The sequence below is a fragment of the Myceligenerans pegani genome, assembly GCF_014892515.1.
GTDB lineage: Bacteria > Actinomycetota > Actinomycetes > Actinomycetales > Cellulomonadaceae > Myceligenerans > Myceligenerans pegani.
Genome location: NZ_JADBGR010000016.1, coordinates 14026 through 35632, shown reverse-complemented (window position 1 = coordinate 35632; position 21607 = coordinate 14026). Strand labels below are relative to the sequence as shown.

The window sequence follows — 21607 nt, the reverse complement described above, 5'->3', positions numbered from 1 at the left end:
GCGAGCGATCGCGGACCCGGGGCCTCGTCGTTCTCGCGCGGCGGGGCGCTAGCCGACCTGGTGGAGCCAGCGGACCGGGGCACCGGCACCCGCCTGGCGGAAGGGCTCGAGCTCGTCGTCCCATGCGGCGCCCAGGGCGAGGTCCAGGGCGTCGCGGACGGCGCGGGGGTCGCTGTGGTCGAGCGCGGCTCGCACCCTGTCCTCGGGGATGACGATGTTGCCATGGACGTCGGTCATGGCATGAAAAATGCCGAGGTCGGGAGTATGCGACCAGCGGGCGCCGTCGACGCCCTGGCTCGGTTCCTCCGTCACCTCGTAGCGCAGGTGATCCCAGCCGCGCAGGGCGGACGCCAGCTTGGCGCCCGTCCCCTGCGGCCCCTGCCATGAGTATTCGGTTCTGTAGAGCCCGCGCCCCGCAGGCTGCGGCGTCCAGTCCATCGTGACCCGAAGGTCCAGGACGCCGCCTGCCTGCCACTCGATGTGCGGACAGAGGGCACGGGGCGCAGAATGCACGAACAGCACACCACGAACTATTCCGCCGGCCATGTCTTCCTCCCTGGTCGAGGCACGTCTTCCCCTACGTCCTCACCGGGCGGTGGCGCTGTGGCCGAGCGTCGTGCGTGATGTCAGCGTGCACTACTACGTCCGCTGCCCATCCTGCACGACTCCTCGGCCCCGTGCACGCGAAGTAGCGCGTTCACGGCGAGAAGTTTCACCTTTCCACCATCTTTCTGGTCCACATTACCGCTTTAACGGACTTATTGGACTGTCGTCCAAGTGAAGAACGAACGGTCAGAGCTGTGCGCGCAGCTCGCGCATGGCCTCCTTGCGGGCCTCGCGCTCGAGCCGGTCCAGGTAGAGCTTGCCGTCGAGGTGGTCGCACTCGTGCTGGAGGCAGCGTGCCATCAGGCCCTCGCCGGAGACCTCCACCACGTTGCCGTCCAGGTCCGTGCCCACCACACGCGCATAGTTCGCCCGGACGGTCGGGTACCAGAGGTTCGGCACGGACAGGCATCCCTCGCCGCCGTCCTGCGTCTCCTCGCCCAGCTCGACGATGGTCGGGTTGAGGACGTACCCGATCTCCCCCTCGATGTTCCACGAGAACGCCCGCAGACCGACCCCGATCTGGTTCGCGGCCAGCCCGGCACGCCCCTCGGCGTCGACGGTCTCCACGAGGTCCGCCACGAGCCCGCGCACGCGATCGTCCACCGTCGTGATCCGATCGCAGGGGGTTCGCAGGACGGGGTCGGGCATCACCCGGATCTCACGCATCGCCATGGACGCAGATTCTTCCACGCCACGCTGACACGCCGTACCCGCACGGCAATGCCCACGGCTGCCCGCCTGACCTCCCCTGCGCATGCCCGCGACCACGCGCTTTCCGGCGACCACGCCCTTTGTCGACCACGCCACCCTGCATCGTGGCCACGCTCCCGGGCGGCTCGTGCCGCGTCACGCACCGTAGAGATGCGGAGGCCCTGGGCACCACGGATTTATCGGCTCCGCAAGGTAGGCTCCTCCTCGCGGAAACGTCCGCCCGCGGGGCTGACGGGGCCGCACGCCCCGTTAGCTCAGTCGGTCAGAGCAGCGGACTCATAATCCGTCGGTCCTGGGTTCAAGTCCCAGACGGGGCACGAGAGCTCGGAATCCCACGGATTCCGGGCCTCATCGTTTCCGTTCTCCGGCACGGACCCAGCGGAAACCCCGCGCTGTCTTGTACCGGCCGCACGCCCGCGGGCGACCCGGCATCACTCCGGCGATCCGGCCTCACCCCACCGGCAGCCGCGGCGGCGTCCACTCGGTGAAGCGGCGCATCCCGTCCAGGTAGACGCGTGAGGGCAGCACGCGCAGCAGCGCGTTACGGGCCGCGACCGCGACCGGGTTGCGCAGTTGCTCGCCGAACCGCGCCGACGCCCACGCCGCCCGCAGGACGCCGGCGGTGCGCGGCCGCCGGGCGTCGTCGTAGGCGCGGAGCCCCTCGACGACCGACGGCGCACCGCTGACCGACGCCGCGAGCACGACCGCGTCCTCGATCGAGGACGCGCCACCCTGGCCGACGTTCGGGGGCATGGCGTGCGCGGCGTCGCCGACCAGCGCCGCACGGCCGCGCACCATCGTGCGCACGGGCCGGGGCAGGGCATACAGGTCCACGCGCTGCACCTGGTCGGGCCGGGTGCCGGCGATCACCGCCGGGATCGGCTCGTGCCAGCCGGCGAACGCGTCGCGGGCCTCGGCGAGGTGCCGCGCGCCGTCGTCGGACGCGCCGCCGGCCGGGCCGGTCCGCGTGGCGTACCAGTAGACCCGCCCGTCCTTCAGCGGAAGCAACCCGACCTCACCGCCGGGGCCCCACGTCTGCGACGAGGTGGCGATCCCGGGCGCCTCGGTGATCGCCAGCCAGGTCGTGGAGCCGACATAGGCGGGCTCGGGCGCGTCGGGGACGACGACGGCGCGGCTGACGCCGCGCACCCCGTCCGCGCCCACGACCAGGTCGGCGGTCAGGCGTTCGCCGTCGTCGAGCGTCACGGCGGGGCGGGCCGCCTCGTCGCCGGGCTCGATCCCCGCCACGCGCGCCCCGTAGCGGATCACGGCGGGTTCCAGGTGACCGGCGATCGCCTCCTGCAGCTCGGAGCGGCGGAACACCATCGCGGGCGTCCCCAGCCGCTGCTCGATCTGCGCCGCGTCCACCGTCACCAGCTCGCGGCCACGCTCGTCCCGCAGGGATCCGGGGTACACGATGCTGCCCAGCGCCCGGACGGCCTCACCGGCGCCGGCCTCGTCGAGCGCCCGGAGGGCGTTGGCGAGCAGCACGATCCCGGCGCCGGTGGTGCGCGGCTCCGGCGAGCGCTCGACCACCGCCACGTCCCAGCCGCAGCGCCGCAGCGCCACGGCCGCGGTGAGCCCGCCCAGCCCTGCCCCGACCACGATCGCCGTCCTGCCCATGTCAGCCTCCCGGGATAGCTTTGCGCGCGGTGCAGTGCTCATGGTGCTTTCCTGAAGTGCGCCGCGTCCATGCGGCGCTGTCACGAAGGCTGGCAAACCGATACATTTCCTCCGTCGCGCCGCGCGGGCTCGTCCGCCTGGCACGGCAGCAGACCCGAGAAGACCACGAGGACAGGAGCGGTCATGACCACCCACGCGCCGGTACGGAACGCCGGCCCGGAAGAGCCGAGCATTGCCGCGGAAGCCGCCACGACCGCCGTCGTGCGTGGAGCGGAACCCGGCAGGCCCGAGCGCACCTGGCTGCGCGCCACCGGCGACGCCGCATGGCGGTTCATCGGCATCGTCGCCGTGATCGCCCTGGTGGTGTACCTGATCAGCCTCGTGCAGATCGTGTTCGTCGCGGTGTACCTCGCGCTCGTCCTCACCGCCGTCCTCCTGCCGCTGGGCAACCTCTACGACCGTGCCCTGCCGCGCGGCCTCGCGATGATCGCATCGCTCCTGACCCTGCTGGCCGTCGTGGGCGGCCTGACGACGTACGTCGTCTCGACGATCGCCGCTCGCGCCGACGACCTGACCACCCAGCTCACCACGGGTCTCGACTCCCTGGCCCAGTCCCTGCCGTTCGACGTCGGCACGAGCGAGCAGTGGCTCGTCGACGGCGGCACCTGGTTCGAGGAGAACAGCGGCGCGGTCCTCGACCAGGCGCTGCAGGGCGCGAACCTCGCCGCCACCGGCGCCACCGTCGTCGTGCTGGGGATGTTCCTCACGATCTTCTTTCTCACCGGCGGCGGCGCCATGTGGCGGTGGTTCGTCGACCAGCTGCCCGCGCGGGCGCGCCGCAACTGGGAAGCGGCCGGCGAGACCGGCTGGCGCACCTTCTCCGGCTACACGCGTGGCATCGCCTTCGTGGCTCTCGCCGACGCGACGATGGCCGGCGTCTTCCTCACCGTCATGAACAACCCGCTCGCGCTGCCGCTCACGGTGGTCGTGTTCCTGGCGGTGTTCGTGCCGATGGTGGGCCCCGTCGCGGCCATCGTCATCAGCGCCGTCGTCACGCTCGCGACCGGCGATCCGACGTCGGCGATCATCGTCGCGGTCGGGATGACCGTCATCGCCCAGATCGACGCCAACGTGCTGCAGCCCCTCATCACCGGCAAGCAGGTGAACCTGCACCCCGTGGCGATGGCGCTCGCCATCACCTGCGGGACGGTGCTCGCCGGGCTGCTGGGCGCGGTGATCGCGGTGCCGCTCACGGCGGTGTCGTGGGCGGTGTTCAGCCGCCTGCGGGCCCGCCCGGACGAGGCCGGGGAAGACGTGGCCGGTGACGGCGCGGGCCCGCCGACGCCATCCCCGGACCCCGTGGCCCCGGCGCAGTAGCGTGGCGCCCATGGAGATGTTCATGCGCCTCCCCGAGGCCGTCCGCACCGCGCTCCGTGAGCACGGTGGCGACCGACCGCTGGCCCGCGCCGAGCTCGACGGCGGCGACTGGGCGTTCGCGTCGCGGGCCGCGCTTCTCGTGGCGAGCGGGGGCGAGGTCACGGTCGACCGCGAGTGGTGCGACGTCGACCGCGCGTCCGCCGATCCCGAGAGCGGCACCATCACGGTCGAGTGGGTCGACGGCGGAGCCCCGCTGGTCCTGCGGCTCGCGTCGCAGGGGCGCGCCTCCTTCCCGCAGGCACTGCGCGAACGGGTGCAGTGGTCCGTGGTGCACGCCGCGCCCGTGAACCTGCCGGGCGGCCGGTCCGCGCGGGTCGCCGTGCGGCGCCGGGCGAACGGGGACATGTTCTCCCAGGTGGTGGGCGGCGCCGACCTCGACCTGAGCGACCCGGAGGTCGCGGCGGCAGTCGACGCGGCGGAGGCGCGCGCCCGTTCCACGGTCGGCCTGCCGGTGTGATCGATGTCGCTCGGGCGGTCCCCGATTTCGATTCGGGCCCACCGCGCCGGACCTGCTACTCTTTTGCAGGTCGCCGGGCGGGACACCGCGCGGGCGGCACGATCCCCCGTAGCTCAGCTGGCAGAGCGTCCGACTGTTAATCGGCAGGTCACTGGTTCAAGTCCAGTCGGGGGAGCCCACAAAACCGCAGGCCAGAGCCCTTTGGGTCCTGGCCTGCGGTGCGTTCTGATGTCGCCTGCTATTTCCTGCGCACAAGGTGAGTAACTGTAGGTCGAGCCGTGGGTCGACCAGCGCGAACGCGACGTGAACGACTGCCGGACGCGAGGGCGTCACACGGTGCGGATCGTGATGGTCGGTCCGGCGTCCCGCGCGTCGGCAAGGGCGGCGATGTCGCCGGGATCGGACGTCCAGACGACGGCCCCGCCGAGCCGCACGGCGAGCGTGACGACGGAGGCGTCCACGACGTCGCTGGTGCGCGCCCTTCCGCACAGGATGCCGACAGTCCTGGCCGCATCGAGATCGAGCGGTTCGACGGCGCAGGCCGAGATGATCTCGCCGAGCCGGACCTGTCGACGCGGGTCGCGCCACACCTGGGCGGTGACCCCGGCCGGGATGTGGATCGGGGTGTCGTCCTGGAGCGCGAGGCGGTGCCGTACCCACGCGCGGCGGTCGTCGTTCTCCAGCGCGATGAGCGCCCCTGTGTCGTAGACGTAGGGGATCGCGCTCACGCGGCCGGGTTCTTCTTCGTCCGGGACAGGTGGGCCGCCTCGGCCTCCGCGAGTTCAGCCCGCGCAGCGGCCAGCTCCTCGGGAGTGAACGCGCCGTGCTCGGCCTCCCATTCGCGCACCACGGCCATCCCCGCTCGCCGGCGAAGCTCCCGTTCGGCCGCGCTCGACACCACGCGCGAGACCGGTACCCCGTCCTCGTGTGCCGCGGCGGTCAGTGCCTCGACCAGCGCCTCGTCGAGCGTGATCGTGACCTTCTTGCTAGCCATACCAACACCATACCGTTGTAAGGCGAGGCGCCGCGAGGCGTCAGGTGGCTGACGGGAGCGGGCCGGTGCGGCGTGCTTCGCGCCGAGGCATCAGCCTCTCGGCCGCGTCAGCCGGGTGTGCAGAGCCAGGGCCGACAGGTCCGTGAGCGACGCCACCTGGTCGATCACCACGCGCAGCCGGCCCGCGTCGTCGACGGCGTCCTTCCAGTCCGCGGCGAACGACGGCTCCAGCTCGTCGGGGCGCTCGGTGAGCACGTGCACCAGGTCGGTGAGGATCTCCCGCTCGCGCTCGTACCGGGGCTCCATCCCGCGGGGCGCCATCACGTAGGTCACGGCGATGCCCTTGAGCGCGAGGATCTCCAGCTCGGTCTCCTCGGGAACCATGAGGCGCGCCGCGTACCGCGTCAGCGGCCCGTCCCCGTACTCGTCGCGCGTCGCCGCGGTCGCCGCGCCCACGAACCGGCCGATGAGCTGGCTCGTCATGTCCTTGAGCGACGCCAGCGAGCGCCGCGACCCGTCGTAGGCGCGCAGCAGGTACCCCTCGCCGCGCAGGTAGTCCTGGAGGCGGCCGATCGCCGCGTCGATCGCGTCGGGCGAGTACCACGCGCCGTACCAGTCGCGCACGTGCTCGGCCACGCGCGCCCGTTCCTCCGCGTGGGCCATGCGGTCGAGATCGATCCGGCCCGCCACCACGCCGTCCTCGACGTCGTGCACGGAGTAGGCGACGTCGTCGGCCAGGTCCATGACCTGTGCCTCGAGGCACTTGACCCCGAGCGGCGCCCGCTCGCGCAGCCACGTGAACACCGGGAGGTCGTCGGGGTAGACGCCGAACTTGCGGCTCGGCCGCCCGTCGGGGCGCTCGGGTCCCGCCCCGTACGCCCACGGGTACTTCACGCTCGCGTCGAGCGTCGCCCGCGTGAGGTTCAGGCCGACGGGCCGCCCGTCCTCCGCGAAGACCTTGGGCTCCAGGCGCGTCAGCAGCCGCAGCGTCTGGGCGTTCCCCTCGAACCCCCCGATCCCCCGGGCCAGCTCGGCGAGCGCCGTCTCCCCGTTGTGGCCGAAGGGCGGGTGGCCGAGATCGTGGGTGAGGCAGGCGGTGTCGACGACGTCGGGGTCGCAGCCGAGGCTGCGGCCGGTCTCGCGGCCCACCTGGGCGACCTCGAGGGAGTGGGTGAGGCGGGTGCGCACGAAGTCGTCGTGGCCGGCGCCGAGCACCTGGGTCTTGGCACCCAGGCGGCGCAGGGCCGAGGAGTGCACGACGCGGGCGCGGTCGCGTTCGAAGGGGGTGCGTGAGATGGACTTGGGCGGTTCCGTGACCCACCGCTCGGCGTCGTGGTCGGTGTACGACGCCGGAGCGGCGGGCACGGCGGTCTCGTTCACGCCCACCAGGCTAGTCCTGCTGGCGGACAGCTCCGGCACGCGGTCCCGCCGGCCCGGGCGGCCGGACCGCGTGCCGGGTCAGCCACGGTGGCCAGGACGCCGGGTGACGGTGAACGTCGCCTCGACGGGTGCCGAATCGCGGTCGCCGAGGGACTGCGTGGCACGCAGCGTGTACTCGCCCTTCCGGAGCTGCGGGCGGATGCGGGCGGACCACGTGCCGTCGTCGTCCACGACCGTGGTGATCCGGCGGTCCTCGGGCGGCCAGGGCCAGTGGTCCGAGCCCCGGTGGTCCGAGCCCCAGTGGTCCCGGCCCCCGCGGTGCCCGGCCCAGGGCCAGGTCGGGCGGTTGCGCTCGATCGTGACGTCCACGGTGGCGCCCGGGACGCCGGTGCCGGTCACCTCACGGAGGTGGCGGACGCGGTCGCCGTCGGACAGGTCGACGGCGAGGCCGTCGAGGTCGGCGCGGCCCGTGAGCCACTCGTCGGGCCCCGTGGGGTGGTCGATGACGCGGGTCTCGCCGACGCAGCCGTGCCAGCCGTTGGTGGCGTGGTCGTCGACCCAGTCGGTGCCGATGAGCCACGGCATGTCCCGCTCGATGCTGTGCCCGAGGGTGTCGGTGGCGTTGCGCAGCACGGGTGCGCCGTCGACGTACATCGTGGTGGTGCTGTCGGCCGGGTCGTTCACCAGCGCGACGTGCACCCAGCGGTCCAGGATGATCTCGCCGGACCAGGCGGTGCGGTCACCCTTGGTGGTCTCGACGGGGACCTCGGTCCACTGGAACTCCTTGAGGTTCGACAGCCCGAGCGCGACGGGTGAGGCGGTGTAGTCCCACCGCGACCAGGGCATGCCGGGCAGCCGGGAGCGGTTGCCGGACCGGACGAGGGCCTTCATCCAGGCGTTGGTGTCCTCGGTGAAGCCGCCGTCGATCTTCAGGAACGTCTCGATCGTGTAGCCGTCCGCGAGGTCGACGTCGTTCACCGGGGCGTCCGCGTCGGTGGCGAGGTAGCTGAGGCGCTGCGCCGTCTTGTCGGAGTCGGCGAAGCAGACGGCCGCGCCGTCGGAGGAGAGCGGGTGGACCTCGTCGTGGGTGACGGTGACGTCCTCGACCCGCGCCGCCGGCGATCCGGACTCGCCGATCGGCACGCGGTGCATGTCGTTGTCGCCGGCGACGTCGGGCACGACGGCGTTCTCGGGCAGGACGCCGTCCAGGCCGCCGAAGCGCCAGTGGGCGAGCGTGCCGTCCACGCGGGGGTAGTCCCCGGTGGAGGCCGGCGGCTGGGTCGTCACCGGGTCGGGGCCGGTGAACCCGTCGAGGAGCAGGTCACGGGCGCGCTGCGTGAGGGACGGCTCGTCAGGGGTGCCGGGGCCGAACTCCGGGGCGAAGCCGCCGAACCGGTCGGAGAAGTCGATGTCGATCGTGAACTGCTGGTTCGGGCCCTCGAGGAACGGCTGGTCGTAGGCGGTGAGGGACTCCTGCGGCTTCCACGTGACCCACGGGGAGGCGGTCTGCATCGAGATGCGGTCGTTCGTCAGGTCGAACTCGAGCAGGCCGAGGTAGCCGTTCCCGCCGTCGTACGCCATCTGGTAGTCGATGAGGATCTGCGTGACCTCGTGGCCGGCGTCGTTCAGGCGGGTCTGGCGGGCGGCGCCGTGGAAGTGGCCGTTGAACGTGAGGAAGATCTGGTCGTTCGGGGCGATCAGCTCGTCCCACAGCTTGAGGCCGTACTCGGTGTCCTTGGCCGTGGTGCCGTCGGTGTCGACGTCGATCAGGGAGTGGGTCGTGAGGATGACGGGCAGCGTGGGGTGGCTGTCGATGACCTCGTTCGCCCAGGCGATGGTGGTGTCCGACGCCCGCCACGTCATGGCGAGCACGAGGAACCGCTGCCCCTCGGCCTCGAACACGTGGTACTCGCTGAGGCCCGTCGGGTCGCTGCCGCCGTAGGTCTCGTTGCGGACCGCGCGGTCGGGGCCGAACCAGTCGAGGTACGGCTCGGCGTCGAGGTCGTAGTCCTCGTCGGTGAGCCGGTCGTCGGAGTTCCGGACGTCGTGGTTGCCGGGCAGGATCGAGTACGGCAGGGACGCCGCCTCGAGCGTGCTCATCGCCGTGTCGGCGACCCGCCACTCGTTCTCGACGCCGACGCGGTCGACGACGTCGCCCAGGTGTGTCGTGAACGGGATGCGCAGCTCGTCCTGGACGTCGGCGAGCCACTCGGTCTGCACCTGGTAGGGGTCCGAACCGTAGCGAGGCACGAACTGGTCGCCGGAGTAGCGCGAGTAGAACTGCGTGTCCGGGAGGACGGCGAGGGTGAAGCGGGAGGCGGTGTCGTCCGCGGTCCCGCTGACAGCGGTGTCGTCGATGGCGGCCGCCGCGGGGCCGGTCTGCGTGGCCGCCAGCGGGGCGACGAGGCCGAACAGGGCGAGGGCGGCACCCGCGACGCGGCGAGCCGTCCGGCTCGTACGCGCGGGCACGGTGGGTGTGGGGTGCACGGGCTGGTCCAATCTCCGGGGTGGTGCGGGCCCGCATCGGCGGGCCCGTCCCAGACTGGGCCCGCTCCCTGAACCCGTCTCTGCCGGACGATGAACTCGCGGAGAACGCCAGGAGAGGCGCCTATTCCCCGGCCGGCGCCGGCCGGTCCTTCGGCATGAGCGCGACCGCGAGGAGCATGAGCGCCGCGCACGCCGCCGTGGCGATGAAGACGAGGTGCATGGCCTGGGCGAGGCCGGGGCCCTCCGGCGTGCCGTCCGGGCCCACCTGGGCGTGCGCGTTGACGATGGCGCCGAAGACCGCCACGCCTACGGCGGAGCCGATCGAGCGGGAGAACATGTTGATCCCGGTGACGGCGCCGCGCTCGTGCCAGGGCGCGCTCGTCTGGGCCGCGATGAGGGTGGGAACCGCGGTCAGTCCCATGCCCGCGCCGATGAGGAACGTGGTCGCGCCGACCTGCCAGACCGCGGAGTCCTCGCCGAGGAGGAACACCGCGAGCAGCGAACCCGCGATCACCAGCGTCGAGCCGATGAGGCCCGTGGCGCGGAACCCGATGCGCAGGTAGAAGCTGCCGGACCAGGTCGCCGTCAGGGGCCAGCCCAGCATCATCGCGGCGAGGGCGAACCCGGCGACGAGCGGGCCGACGTCGAGCACGCCCTGCGCGTAGATCGGGATGTAGGTGGACAGGCCGAGCACGATGACGCCGACCATCAGGGCGGCGCCCGTGGACGACCCGATCACGCGACGGCGCAGCACCCGCAGGTCGAACACCGGATGGGCGGTCCGCAGGGCCCACCAGGCGAAGCCGCCCAGCAGCAGCACGGCGAGGACGAAGAGCCCGGCCGTCAGCGTCCCGGGCAGGGAGGCACCCTCCAGCAGGCCCAGCAACAGGGCGGTGCTGCCCGTCGTGAGCAACGCGGCGCCGACGTAGTCGATCGGCTCGCGGCCGCCGTCGCGCCCGGACTCGTGGAAGCTGCGCCACAACATCCCGGCGGCCAGCAGGCACAGCGGGACGTTGATCCAGAAGATCCAGCGCCACGAGGCGAACTGCGAGAACACCCCGCCCAGCGTCGGCCCCACCACGGACGACATCGCCCAGACGCTCGCCAGGTACCCCTGGGTCTTCGCGCGCTCGGCCAGGGTGTAGACGTCGGCCACGATGGTCATCGACATCGGCATGACGGCGCCCGCGCCGAGCCCCTGCACGACGCGACCGGCGATGAGCCACGTCATCGACGGCGCCAGCCCGCACAGCACCGAGCCCAGCAGGAACAGCCCGATGCCGGCGAGCATCACGCGCTTGCGGCCGAGCACGTCGGCCAGCCGCCCGTACACGGGCACGCTCACCGCCTGCGCCAGCATGTAGACGGAGAACACCCACGGCAGGCGCTCGAAACCCCCGAGCTCGCGGGCGATCGTCTGCGCCGCGGTCGCCAGGATCGTGGCGTCCAGCGCGACGAGCGCGGCCGCGAGCATCAGGGATCCGAGGATGGGACCGCGCTCCGAGCGGAGGCCGACGCTGCGGCGGGTGACGGGCTGGGCGGGAGCGGCGGAGGTCACGCGGCGCCCCCGAGGGCCCCGGCGGTCATGGTGTGCACTCCCCGTACAAGGTTGCCCAGGGCACGTTGTATTCCCGGGCACGGCCGACACGGCGGCACCCATCAGGGGGAGCCACCGATCAGGCGGGGGCGCCGATCGCACCGTACTTCGCACGAACGGCACGCAGGCGCTCGCCGGTGGCTCCGGGGTGGGCGCGCGCGAGGTCCTCCGGGGCGTCTCCGCCCAGGAAGTTCACGTAGGCGGGCCCGTCGTCCACGCCGAACCGAGAGGCGGCGTCCGAGACCCAGGCCCGCACGGCCGCCTCCTGCTCGGGGTCGGGCGTCATCCCCGCGACGGACGTCATGACCGCGTGACCTCGGTGGGCGAACGCCGTCTCGTCGGCGCCGACCCGTCCGATCGCCCCGCCCATGACCCGCAGGTTGACCACGGCCGGACCGGACGCGGCACCGACGGCGTCGATCATCGCCGCGGCGGCCTCCCGGTCCGGGACGTCCGTGAACCCGGTCGCGATCGCGGCACGGACGCCGGCCACGTCGGGACCGCCGCCCTCGAACATGGCGGGGTAGGTCTTGGCCGCGACGAGGTCGACGACCGGGGCGTGCGCCCGGAGCGGGGCCAGGGCGTCGTCGGCCGCCTCGGGCGCGCCGGACCAGCAGACCAGCGCCATGATCACGGGCTTGCCGTGCAGTTCGCCGGGCAGGAACGGCGCTGGCGGGGCGACCATGGCGTTGACCATGCCGGACAGCTCGTCCGGGGCCGCGGCGATCGCCGCGACGACGTCGGACAGCACCTCCGGCTCGGGCCGCCAGGCGAGGATGCCGCCGACGACACCCGGGGTCTCCGTCAGCCGGAGATCCAGCCGGGTCACGACGCCGGTCCCGGCGCCTCCGCCACGGAGCGCCCAGAACAGGTCGGGCTCCTGGTCCGGGCCGGTCTCGACGATCTCGCCGTCGGCGAGCACGACCTCGGCGCCCACCAGGTTGTCGAGCGTGAGCCCGTCGCGGCGGCTGAGGAATCCGATCCCGCCGCCGAGCGTGAGGCCCGCGATCCCGACCGTGCCGGTGTCGCCGAACCCGGTGGCCAGGCCGTGCTCTCCGGCGGCGGCCGTGTAGGCGCCGGCGGACGCGCCGCCCTCGGCGTGCCCGGTCCGGGCCTCCTGGTCGATGCGCACGCCGTCCATGAGGCGCAGGTCGAGCACGACGCCGCCGTCGAGCAGCGAGGCGCGAGTGTAGGAATGGCCGCCGGAGCGGACGGTGAGCGGCAGCCCGGCGTCGCGGGCCGCGCGGACGACGCCGGACACCTCGGCGGCGGTGCGTGGCCGCGCGAGGACCGCCGGGACGCGCGCCTCGCCGGCGAACACGGGCGCCGCGAGGGCGTCGAACCCGGGCGACGCGGGGGTGAGCAGGCGGTCGCCGAACGTCTCGGCGAGCGCGGTGAGGGATGCGTGGAGCGGGGGGATTGACACGAGAGCCTCCAGGTCGTGGACACACGTTCGATCAAACCTTAGATCTCGAAGGATTAGATGGCAAGGGTTTTGTGGGAGGCTCGGGCCATGAGTGACACCTCCGACGAAAGCCCCGCCCCTGGTGACGAACCGCGAGCCGCGCAGGCGCCGCGCGGCCGGCGCCCCGTCGCCGTCACCCTGTGGAAGACGGCGCAGCCGCTGATCCGCGGGTTCGATGCCCTGCTCGTGGAGCACGGCGCGTCCTGGCAGGTGTGGCACATCCTGCTCGCGCTCGGCACGAGCCCGCCGCGGACGCAGCGGGAGCTGGCCGGCGCGGTCGGGATCCGGGAGGCGACGCTCACCCACCATCTGCGCGCCATGGAGGACAACGGACTGATCAGGCGTACCCGCATGCCCGACAACCGGCGCGTGCAGCACGTCGAGGTCACCGAGGACGGCGCCCGCCTCTTCGAGGAGCTGCGGGCCGCGGCCGTCGAGTTCGACCGCCGGCTGCGCGCGGTGATCGGTTCGGAGGACGACGTCGCCCGCTTCCTCGAGGTGCTGGGACGACTGGCGGCGGCCGCGCCGGAGGGCGGGCGCGACATCCTGCCGGAGGACTGGCCGCGGGAGCCGGGCGTCCGGTAGGACCGACCGCGCCTACACGTTTCGGCTCCTACCGCGCCCACGACCGTCGTCGGACGCTGAGGCGACACCTCGTACCGACGAAGGAGTGGAGACGAGTGACGGCAACAGTCAAGAAAGTCACGCGAGCACGCGCGGTGGTCATGGCCGCGGCACTCGCGTTGTTCGGGGCCCTGCTCGTGGTGGTGGCCGACCCGGCACCGCCCGAGGCCGACGCGCACGGCACGACCCTGTTCCCCCAGTCCCGGACCTACGCCTGCTACCGCGACGGCATCGACAACGGCCAGGGTGGCGCCCTGAACCCGCAGAACCCGAAGTGCGCCGCGGCGTTGCAGCAGTACGGCAACTACGCGTTCTACAACTGGTTCGGCAACCTCATCTCGAACGCCGGCGACCGGCACCGCGAGATCATCCCGGACGGCAACCTCTGCGGCCCGGGCGCGGACTTCGCGGGGATGCGTCCCGGTGGCACGGACTGGCCGACGACGCGGGTCACCGCCGGGCAGAACGTCACGTTCCGGTACTCGGCCTGGGCGGCCCATCCCGGCAAGTTCATGCAGTACGTCACCCGGGACGGCTGGGACCCGAGCCAGCCGCTGAAGTGGTCGGACCTGGAGCCGCAGCCGTTCGACGTCGCGTACGACCCGCCCACGCAGAACGGCCCCGAGGGCGCCGAGTACTACTGGAACGCGAACCTGCCGAACAAGCAGGGACGTCACATCATCTACTCGATCTGGGAGCGCTCGGACAGCCCGGAGGCGTTCTACGCGTGCTCGGACGTGGTGTTCGGCGAGGGCAACGGTGAGCCCACCCCGACGCCGACCCCCACGCCCACTCCGACACCCACGCCCACTCCGACACCTACGCCGACCCCGACCGAGGAGCCGGGCTCCTGCCAGGTCACGATCAACTCGGTGAACTCCTGGAGCGGCGGCTACCAGGGCGCGGGCGAGGTGACCACCGAGGACGCCGTGGGCACGTGGGACGTGGAGGTCACCTTCCCCGGCGGGGACACGGTCACCCAGTCGTGGAACAGCGAGTACTCGCAAGCGGGCGACACGGTGACCTTCTCGAACGCCGGGTGGAACGGCTCCATCCCGGCCGGCGGCAGCGCGACGTTCGGATACCTCGCGAACGGCGGGCCGTCGACGCCGTCGGCCGCCACCCTCAACGGGACACCCTGCTCGATCGGCTGACGCGCGGGCCCGACGGCCCGTCCGGCACCCGGCCGACGAACCCGACGACCGCACGATGACCGCCGAGGCGGCGGGCCCTGTCCGGCCCGCCGCCTCGGCGCGTCCGCCCGGAACCCTCCCCGCTCCGGGCAGTCGAGCTTGCGGTGGCTCCGGCGGTCGAGCTAGTGTTTGGTCGATCGCCCAAGTCGATTGCCCAGGGAGGACGTGTGACCGCACGGACGAGCGCCGACCGGGGACGGGCCGTGCGCGCCCGGCTGCTGGCGGCCGCGCGCGAGCTCGTCAGCGAGATCGGATGGAACGCCGTCAGCACCCGGAACCTCGCGGAGCGGGCCGGGGTGCACGCCGGCCTGGTGCACTACCACTTCGAGTCCCTGCCGGCGCTGCTGCGGCAGGCCGCGACCGAGGCGATGCGCACCACGCTCGACGAGTCCGCCACGTGGCTGTCCCGGGCCGACGATCCCGCGGACGGGGTCGAGGCGCTCCTGAACGATCTGGACCGGTACGCGGCCGACGACCCGGCGTCGCTGCTGTTCGTCGAGGCCTACCTCGCCGCGACCCGGGACCCGGTGCTGCGCGCGGAGATCGCCGGTCTCATGCTCGGCCTCCGCCACGACCTGGCGACGGCTCTGGCGCGCGCCGGGCACCCAGCACCCGAGGCGACGGCGGTCGTCGTCCTGGCCACGTTCGACGGCTTCATGCTGCACAAGGGGCTGGACCCGGAGCTCTCGGCCGCGACGATCGCGCCCGTCCTGCGACGGCTCGCCGAGGCAGGGGCCGGCGTCGGCTCCGAGAGCGCCCCACCGGCCGACGTCGGCCCGGACCCGAACGAACCGAAGGGAGAGCAACGATGAAGGCAATCGTCTGCGGGGCCGGTATCGCCGGCCTGGCCGCGGCCGGCCGGCTCCACCACCACGGGTGGGAGGTGCTCGTCGTCGACTCGGCGCCGGGGCCGCGCGAGCAGGGATACATGATCGACTTCTTCGGCCCGGGATTCCAGGCCCTCACGGCCATGGGCCTGCTGCCACAGCTGCGCGAGGCCGCCAGCCCGGTCGACGAGTTCCGGTACATCGACGCCCGCGGCCGCACCACGGTCGCCGTCGGCTACGACCGGTTCACCAAGGCGCTCGACGGCGAGATCACCAGCGTCATGCGCCCCGCGCTCGAGAGAGTGCTCCGCGAGGCGCTGCCCGGCGACGTCGGCCTGCGGTACGGCACCACGATCGAGCGGATCGACGACGACGCGGTCGAGCTCTCGGACGGCACGGTCCTGACCCCGGACCTCGTGGTCGGGGCGGACGGCATCCACTCGCGCGTCCGGTCGCTCGTGTTCGGCGGCGAGCGGGACGACGTGCGGCCCCTCGGGATGCACACCGGCGCCTACGTGTTAACGGATCCCGAGATGCACCGAGAGGTGCGCCGGCAGTTCGTGCTCACCGAGTCGCTCGACCGTCAGATGGGGTTCTACGGGATCGGCGAGGACCGGGTCGCCGTGTTCGCGGTGCACCGCACGTCCGACCTGGACCTTCCCGACGATCCGCGCCGGGTGCTGCGGCAGGAGTACGCGGGCCTGGGCGACCTGGCGGACCGGGCGCTGGCGCACTGCCCGCCGTCCGGTGAGGTCTACTACGACCTGGTCGCGCAGATCGACACGGCGCGCTGGCACGCGGGCCGGGTCGCGCTGATCGGCGACGCAGCCCACGCGGTGTCCCTGGTCGCGGGACAAGGCGCCTCGCTCGGCGTGGCGGGAGCGTACGTGCTGGCCGAGCGGCTGAACCGGGCGGGCACGGTGGCCGAGGGACTGGCCGACTACGAGCGCCTCTGGCGACCGATGGCCGGCGGCGTGCAGGCGAACGCCCGGGACCGGGCCGCGGACTGGTTCGTCCCGGCGACGACGACGAAGCTCCTGCTGCGCCGCTGGGGATTCCGCGCGATGCGCCTGCCCGGCCTCGACAGGATCCTGGTGGGCCCGCTGTTCCCGAAGGAGCACCGCACCGTCGCGGAGCTGGTGGCCTGACCGCCCGTGGCGCGCCGGCCGTCGCCGAGCACGACGATCACGTCGTTACCGATGTCCGCATCGACGCCGTCGTCGTGGTCGGCGAGCCGGTGGGCGCGCACGAGCGGCGCGGATCCTACTTCGAGTTGCTGTACCAGCTCAGGCCGCCCGGGAGGTTGAGCGAGTGCTTCTTGGTCTTGGAGTTCCACGTCCAGAAGCCGAGCTTGATGCTCATCGACGACAGGCCCTTCTGGGTGATGTTGAACTTCAGCGGCCCCAGCGACAGCCGCTTGCGGTACCGGAGGTTGCCTCCGCCGAGCTTGACCATTCTCTCCCTCTCCAGCAAGGAGTCGCGGGACAGGACGCCCGCGACCGAACTCTGGGCAAAGAGTATCGAACACGTGTAGTCCGACAAATCCAGGTTTGATGCGCCGCCTGTGGACGAACCCCTGCCCCCCGTCGTCCGCGCATAGACTCACGTGCGTGGCGGGGATCATCAGGCGCGAGGACGTGGACGAGGTACGCGAGCGCGCGCGTATCGACGAGGTGATCTCGGCCCACGTCACGCTCAAGCCCGCCGGCGTGGGCTCGCTCAAAGGGCTGTGCCCGTTCCACGACGAGCGCTCCCCCAGCTTCAACGTGCGCCCCAGCGTCGGGCGGTACCACTGCTTCGGCTGCGGCGAGGGCGGGGACGTCTTCACGTTCCTCATGAAGATGGACGGCATGGGCTTCGCCGAGGCCGTGGAGCACCTCGCCGCGAAGGTCGGCGTCCAGCTGCGCTACGAGGACGGCGGCCCGACCCGGCCGCGCGAGGAACCGGGCAAGCGACAGCGCCTGCTCGACGCGCATCGCGTCGCCCAGGAGTTCTACGCGGAACAGCTCATGACCGCCGGCGCGGCCCCCGCGCGGCGGCTCCTCGCGGAACGCAGCTTCGAGCGCGCGGACGCGGAGCACTTCGGCGTCGGCTTCGCACCCCAGGGCTGGGACAACCTGTCGCGCCACCTGCAGGGACGCGGCTACACGCGGGACGAGCTGATCACCGCCGGCCTGGTCAGCCAGGGGCAGCGCGGCGTGTACGACCGCTTTCGCGGCCGCGTGGTCTGGCCCATCCGCGACGTCACCGGCGCCGTGATCGGCTTCGGCGCCCGCAAGCTGTTCGACGACGACAACGGCCCCAAGTACCTCAACACCCCCGAGACCCCGCTCTACAAGAAGTCCCAGGTGCTGTACGGGATCGACCTGGCCAAGCGGGAGATCGCGCAGAAGAAGCAGGTCGTGATCGTCGAGGGATACACGGACGTCATGGCGGCACACCTGTCGGGGGTGACGACGGCGGTCGCGACGTGCGGCACCGCATTCGGCGCGGAGCACGCACGCGTGGTGCGCCGCCTCATGGGCGACACGGCCGTGGGCGGCGGCATGCAGCTCCGCTCCGGGGCCACGCTCGGCGGCAAGGTCGTCTTCACCTTCGACGGCGACGAGGCCGGGCAGAAGGCCGCGATGCGCGCCTTCGGCGAGGACCAGCGCTTCTACGCGCAGACGTTCGTCGCCGTCGCCGACGACGGCATGGATCCCTGCGACCTGCGCGTGGCCAAGGGCCCCGAGGCCGTCAGGGCCCTGGTGGAGAAGCCCACGCCGCTGTTCCAGTTCGTCATCGAGACCGACCTGAAGGAGTTCGACCTCGACACCGCCGAGGGGCGCGTCGGGGCCCTCCGCAAGGCCGCGCCCCGCATCGCCGGCATGCGCGACACCGCCCTGCGGCCCGAGTACGCGCGCATGCTCGCGGGCTGGCTCGGCATGGACGAGCGCACCGTCGCGCGGGAGGTGAAGCGGGCGGCGAGCACGCCGGCGCCGCGCGATGCCGCGCCGAGCCGGCCCGGCGACGCGTCGTCCGGGCGTGGTGGTTCCGGGCGTGGTGGTTCCGGGCGTGGCCAGGGCAGCGGTCAGGGCGGGCGCGGTCACGGCGGCCCGGGAGGTCCCGGGGCCGACGACGGCGCGGGCGCGCCCGGTGGCGGAACGGCCGCGGCGCCGCCGTCGGGCATCCCCGCCCCGGACCCGCGCGACCCGGTGGCGCGCGCCGAGCGGCTGGCGCTCGCCGTCGTGCTCCAGTACCCGCAGCACGTGCCGGAGGCGTTCGACGAGCTGGGGCCGGACGCCTTCCTGACGCCCGCCTGGCGCACGGTCCACGAGTCGGTCGTCGCGGCGGGTGGCGCGGTGACCGGCAAGGCGGTGGGACCGGCCGCGTGGGTCGACGAGGTCCTGGACCGCGCCCCGGAGACGGTCGCGCCGATCGTCACGGAGCTGGCCGTCGTCGACCTCCCCGAGGACCGGGAGGCCGCCGTGCCGGGCTTCGTCGAGGGCGTGATCCGCCGTCTGGTCGACATGGGGCTCAACCGCCGCATCGCCCACGCCCGCAGCCGCCTGCAACGCCTGGACCCGGCCGCCGACTTCGACGCGTACCAGGCGGCCTTCGCGGAACTCACGAAGATCGAGCAGGAACGCCGCGCCCTGCGCGAGACCGCCTGAGGTCTCCCACGCCCTCGCAGCACGCTCAGCCCTTGACCGAGCCCGCCGTCAGGCCGCCCACGATGTACTTCTGCAGCAGCAGGAACAGCACCACCACCGGCACCGCCGCCAGGACCGCGCCCGCGGAGAACAGCCCCCAGGGGGCGTTGCGCTCGTCCGACGCCCACTGGTAGAGCCCCACCGCCAGCGTCAGCCGGTCGGGACTCTGCAGCACCGTCTTGGCGATGATGAACTCGCCGAACGTCCCGATGAAGCTGAGCAGCCCCACCACGGCGAGGATCGGGGACACGAGCCGCAGGATGATGGTCCAGAAGATCTGGGCGTGCCCCGCCCCGTCGATCTTCGCGGCCTCGTCGATCTCGCGCGGCACGGTGTTGAAGAACCCGTACATGAGGAACGTGTTCACCCCCAGCGCGCCGCCCAGGTACACCGCGATGAGGGCGAGGGTCGAGTTGGTGCCCAGGACCGGGATCACGTCCCCGATGGTGAGCAGCACCAGGAAGATCGCCACGACCGCCAGCATCTGCGGGAACATCTGCACCAGCAGCAGCGTCGTCAGGGCGGCACGCCGTCCCGAGAACCGGAAGCGGCTGAACGCGTAGGCCGCCGCGCCGCCCATGAGCACCGTCCCGATCGCGGTCGTGACGGCGATGACGAACGAGTTGACGAACCAGCGCCAGTAGCGCGACTCGAACAGCTCGGCGTAGTTGTTCAGGCCCACCTCGCTGAACAGCCGGTTCGACCCGGTGAAGGTTCCCGACGGGTTGAGCGACGCCGAGATCACGTACAGGAGCGGGACCACGCAGATCACCACCATCACGATCCCGACCACGTGCCGCCAGCCCACCTCGGTCCACCAGCGCGTGCCGCGCGGGCCGGCGTCGTGCCGGATCCGGTACCTGTCCTCGCGGGCCACGCCCCCGCGGGGCGCGGTCTTCGTCAGGGCGCTCACAGTTCCTCCAGGGTCCGGGTGCGGCGGAAGCCGAGCCAGGAGATGACGCCGACGATCACGAAGATCAGCAGCGACACCGCGCTGGCGAGTCCGTACTGCTTGACGCCCGAGTCGAACGCCACGGAGTACACCATCGAGATGAGGATGTCCGTGTGCCCCACGAGCACCGGCGCACCCTCGAAGTGCGGCCCGCCACCGGTCAGCATGTAGATCAGCGCGAAGTTGTTGAAGTTGAACGCGAATGCCGAGATGAGCAACGGCGCGGTGGACACCATCAGCAGCGGCAGCACGATCGAGCGGATCGACCGCCACCGGCTCGCGCCGTCCACGCGCGCGGACTCGAGCACGTCGCCCGGGATCGACTGCAGCGCACCCGTCGTGACGAGGAACATGTATGGGAAGCCCAGCCAGAGGTTCACCGCCAGCACGGAGAACTTGGCGAGCCACGGATCCGTGAGCCACGGGATCTCCGCCCCGCCCAGCAGCACCTCGTTGATCCAGCCGAACTTCTCGTTGAGCATGCCCCGCCACACGAGCGTCGCGAGGAAGGCGGGGAAGGCGTACGGCAGGATCAGCAGCGACCGGTAGACCTTGCGTCCCTTGACGCGGGGGTCGTTGAACACCATCGCGAGGAACAGCCCCAGCGCGAACGTGGTGACCACCGAGAGCCCGGCGAACACGAACGTCCACACCAGCACCTGGAAGAACGGCCCGGCCAGGCGGTCCTCGGTGAAGATGGCGGTGAAGTTCTCGAAGCCCACCCCGACGCGCCAGCCCGGGGTGAGCGCCTCGCCGTCGGCGGACACGAAGGAGCCGTGGTCGTCGGGCGTGTAGGTCACACCGGTGCTCACGTTCGTGAAGGCGTCGGTGGCGGCGTCGTACACGAGGACCGGCGCGGCGACGAAGCCGAGCGAACCGTCCTGCGTCCGCAGACCGCCGTCGGCCGGGTCGTCGGAGAACGGCACGCGCAACTCCGTGATCTCGGCCGAGCGCGACACCAGTTCCGCGAACTCGAGCGTGGTCCAGCCGTCGACGGCGGTCACGCGGGCGCCGTCGTCGGACCCGGACGCGGGCTCCAGCGGCGTGTCCGCGTCGCCGACGACGACCTCGCCGTCGCGCAGGATCGCGAACCCGAGCTCGCCGTCCCGCTCCACGACCGTGAGCGGGAACGTCTCCGAGCCCTCCACGCGCCGTTCGTTCTGCGCGGAGATCGCCGCGACGGCGTCCTCCTTCGTCGAGTTGTGGCCGTCGCCGTAGTTGGTGAACGCCACGTACGCCGTGTACAGCATGACGAACAGCTGGAACGCCAGCAGCAGCACCAGCCCGGGGTACAGGTACTTCGCCGGGAGCATCCGGCGGGAGAAGTACACCCAGTCGGCGGCGGCCACGGCGAGCGCCAGGAACGTCGCCACGCCCCACGAGCCCACCACGACGGCGGTCCAGACCCCGTACAGGCCCAGGGCGTTCACCGCAGCCATGAGCACGATCTTCACGTACCAGCCGGGCCCCGTGCGGCGGGCGTGGGAGTCGCTCCCCCGCCTGTCGCGCGTGCCGACCGGACCTCCGAGCGAAACCTCGGTCATCGTCGCCTCTCCGTCGCA

General features: G+C 72.3%; 19 protein-coding genes and 2 tRNA genes. 9 read left to right on the top strand and 12 right to left on the bottom strand.

The window, feature by feature from the left end; all coding sequences use genetic code 11:
- Positions 1-48: 48 nt before the first annotated feature.
- Entirely contained in the window at positions 49-546 is a 498-nt protein-coding gene (locus IIE03_RS00825; RefSeq protein ID WP_192860833.1) for a DUF3145 domain-containing protein, read from the bottom strand.
- 246 nt (positions 547-792) lie between these two features.
- Positions 793-1278, bottom strand: coding sequence for a peptide deformylase (gene def / locus IIE03_RS00820; protein ID WP_192860832.1), 486 nt, complete (start codon positions 1276-1278; stop codon positions 793-795).
- Positions 1279-1560: 282 nt separating this feature from the next.
- Between def and IIE03_RS00815 the strand changes: the two genes are divergently transcribed.
- A tRNA-Ile gene (locus IIE03_RS00815) sits at positions 1561-1634 on the top strand.
- 133 nt (positions 1635-1767) lie between these two features.
- On the opposite strand, the gene IIE03_RS00810 is transcribed toward IIE03_RS00815, so the two are convergent.
- Positions 1768-2940, bottom strand: coding sequence for an FAD-dependent monooxygenase (locus IIE03_RS00810; protein ID WP_192860831.1), 1173 nt, complete (start codon positions 2938-2940; stop codon positions 1768-1770).
- Positions 2941-3123: 183 nt separating this feature from the next.
- Between IIE03_RS00810 and IIE03_RS00805 the strand changes: the two genes are divergently transcribed.
- The 3 genes from IIE03_RS00805 to IIE03_RS00795 all read left to right on the top strand — a co-directional run bounded on the left by IIE03_RS00805 (position 3124) and on the right by IIE03_RS00795 (position 5009).
- Complete coding sequence (locus tag IIE03_RS00805) at positions 3124-4317, top strand: AI-2E family transporter (RefSeq protein ID WP_192860830.1); 1194 nt, start codon at positions 3124-3126, stop codon at positions 4315-4317.
- 10 nt (positions 4318-4327) lie between these two features.
- Complete coding sequence (locus tag IIE03_RS00800) at positions 4328-4834, top strand: hypothetical protein (protein ID WP_192860829.1); 507 nt, start codon at positions 4328-4330, stop codon at positions 4832-4834.
- 102 nt (positions 4835-4936) lie between these two features.
- A tRNA-Asn gene (locus IIE03_RS00795) sits at positions 4937-5009 on the top strand.
- 154 nt (positions 5010-5163) lie between these two features.
- On the opposite strand, the gene IIE03_RS00790 is transcribed toward IIE03_RS00795, so the two are convergent.
- The 6 genes from IIE03_RS00790 to IIE03_RS00765 all read right to left on the bottom strand — a co-directional run bounded on the left by IIE03_RS00790 (position 5164) and on the right by IIE03_RS00765 (position 12718).
- A complete protein-coding gene (locus tag IIE03_RS00790) occupies positions 5164-5562 on the bottom strand; it encodes a type II toxin-antitoxin system VapC family toxin (protein WP_225997049.1) in 399 nt (132 codons plus the stop codon).
- Positions 5559-5828: a hypothetical protein gene (locus IIE03_RS00785; protein WP_192860828.1), complete on the bottom strand. Its 270-nt coding sequence runs from the start codon at positions 5826-5828 to the stop codon at positions 5559-5561. The genes IIE03_RS00790 and IIE03_RS00785 overlap by 4 nt, the downstream gene beginning before the upstream one ends.
- A 90-nt stretch (positions 5829-5918) precedes the next feature.
- Positions 5919-7217: a deoxyguanosinetriphosphate triphosphohydrolase gene (locus tag IIE03_RS00780; protein WP_192860844.1), complete on the bottom strand. Its 1299-nt coding sequence runs from the start codon at positions 7215-7217 to the stop codon at positions 5919-5921.
- 69 nt (positions 7218-7286) lie between these two features.
- A complete protein-coding gene (locus tag IIE03_RS00775) occupies positions 7287-9695 on the bottom strand; it encodes a metallophosphoesterase (RefSeq protein ID WP_318842719.1) in 2409 nt (802 codons plus the stop codon).
- A gap of 121 nt (positions 9696-9816) precedes the next feature.
- Positions 9817-11253, bottom strand: a complete 1437-nt coding sequence (locus IIE03_RS00770) for an MDR family MFS transporter (protein ID WP_318842718.1) — start codon at positions 11251-11253, stop codon at positions 9817-9819.
- Between the two features lie 118 nt (positions 11254-11371).
- Positions 11372-12718, bottom strand: a complete 1347-nt coding sequence (locus IIE03_RS00765) for an FAD-binding oxidoreductase (RefSeq protein ID WP_318842717.1) — start codon at positions 12716-12718, stop codon at positions 11372-11374.
- Between the two features lie 87 nt (positions 12719-12805).
- On the opposite strand from IIE03_RS00765, the gene IIE03_RS00760 reads away from it, so the two are divergent.
- The 4 genes from IIE03_RS00760 to IIE03_RS00745 all read left to right on the top strand — a co-directional run bounded on the left by IIE03_RS00760 (position 12806) and on the right by IIE03_RS00745 (position 16549).
- The gene (locus IIE03_RS00760; RefSeq protein ID WP_192860825.1) at positions 12806-13342 is read left to right on the top strand and encodes a MarR family winged helix-turn-helix transcriptional regulator; all 537 of its coding nucleotides are present in this window, start codon (positions 12806-12808) and stop codon (positions 13340-13342) included.
- Positions 13343-13437: 95 nt separating this feature from the next.
- The gene (locus tag IIE03_RS00755) at positions 13438-14535 is read left to right on the top strand and encodes a lytic polysaccharide monooxygenase (protein WP_318842716.1); all 1098 of its coding nucleotides are present in this window, start codon (positions 13438-13440) and stop codon (positions 14533-14535) included.
- Positions 14536-14741: 206 nt separating this feature from the next.
- Positions 14742-15386 (top strand): TetR/AcrR family transcriptional regulator, encoded by a 645-nt coding sequence (locus tag IIE03_RS00750; protein WP_192860824.1) that lies wholly within the window; start codon positions 14742-14744, stop codon positions 15384-15386.
- Complete coding sequence (locus tag IIE03_RS00745; RefSeq protein WP_192860823.1) at positions 15383-16549, top strand: FAD-dependent monooxygenase; 1167 nt, start codon at positions 15383-15385, stop codon at positions 16547-16549. The genes IIE03_RS00750 and IIE03_RS00745 overlap by 4 nt, the downstream gene beginning before the upstream one ends.
- Positions 16550-16664: 115 nt before the next feature.
- Here IIE03_RS00745 and IIE03_RS00740 read toward each other — a convergent pair whose 3' ends face one another.
- A complete protein-coding gene (locus IIE03_RS00740; protein WP_192860822.1) occupies positions 16665-16856 on the bottom strand; it encodes a DUF4236 domain-containing protein in 192 nt (63 codons plus the stop codon).
- Positions 16857-17011: 155 nt separating this feature from the next.
- Here IIE03_RS00740 and dnaG point away from each other — a divergent pair, with 155 nt between their 5' ends.
- Complete coding sequence (gene dnaG, locus IIE03_RS00735; RefSeq protein WP_192860821.1) at positions 17012-19054, top strand: DNA primase; 2043 nt, start codon at positions 17012-17014, stop codon at positions 19052-19054.
- A gap of 25 nt (positions 19055-19079) precedes the next feature.
- Here dnaG and IIE03_RS00730 read toward each other — a convergent pair whose 3' ends face one another.
- Together IIE03_RS00730 and IIE03_RS00725 are read right to left on the bottom strand one after the other, a co-directional pair.
- Complete coding sequence (locus IIE03_RS00730) at positions 19080-19970, bottom strand: sugar ABC transporter permease (RefSeq protein WP_318842721.1); 891 nt, start codon at positions 19968-19970, stop codon at positions 19080-19082.
- A 32-nt stretch (positions 19971-20002) separates the two neighbouring features.
- Positions 20003-21589, bottom strand: coding sequence for an ABC transporter permease subunit (locus tag IIE03_RS00725; RefSeq protein ID WP_192860820.1), 1587 nt, complete (start codon positions 21587-21589; stop codon positions 20003-20005).
- Positions 21590-21607: the final 18 nt, after the last annotated feature.

Coding starts and splice junctions, on each gene's coding strand:
- IIE03_RS00740 (WP_192860822.1), bottom strand. CDS start 16,856: ATGGTCAAGCTCGGCGGAGGCAACCTCCGGTACCGCAAGCGGCTGTCG.
- IIE03_RS00800 (WP_192860829.1), top strand. CDS start 4,328: ATGGAGATGTTCATGCGCCTCCCCGAGGCCGTCCGCACCGCGCTCCGT.
- IIE03_RS00745 (WP_192860823.1), top strand. CDS start 15,383: ATGAAGGCAATCGTCTGCGGGGCCGGTATCGCCGGCCTGGCCGCGGCC.
- IIE03_RS00825 (WP_192860833.1), bottom strand. CDS start 546: ATGGCCGGCGGAATAGTTCGTGGTGTGCTGTTCGTGCATTCTGCGCCC.
- IIE03_RS00805 (WP_192860830.1), top strand. CDS start 3,124: ATGACCACCCACGCGCCGGTACGGAACGCCGGCCCGGAAGAGCCGAGC.
- IIE03_RS00810 (WP_192860831.1), bottom strand. CDS start 2,940: ATGGGCAGGACGGCGATCGTGGTCGGGGCAGGGCTGGGCGGGCTCACC.
- def (WP_192860832.1), bottom strand. CDS start 1,278: ATGGCGATGCGTGAGATCCGGGTGATGCCCGACCCCGTCCTGCGAACC.
- IIE03_RS00785 (WP_192860828.1), bottom strand. CDS start 5,828: ATGGCTAGCAAGAAGGTCACGATCACGCTCGACGAGGCGCTGGTCGAG.
- IIE03_RS00725 (WP_192860820.1), bottom strand. CDS start 21,589: ATGACCGAGGTTTCGCTCGGAGGTCCGGTCGGCACGCGCGACAGGCGG.
- IIE03_RS00760 (WP_192860825.1), top strand. CDS start 12,806: ATGAGTGACACCTCCGACGAAAGCCCCGCCCCTGGTGACGAACCGCGA.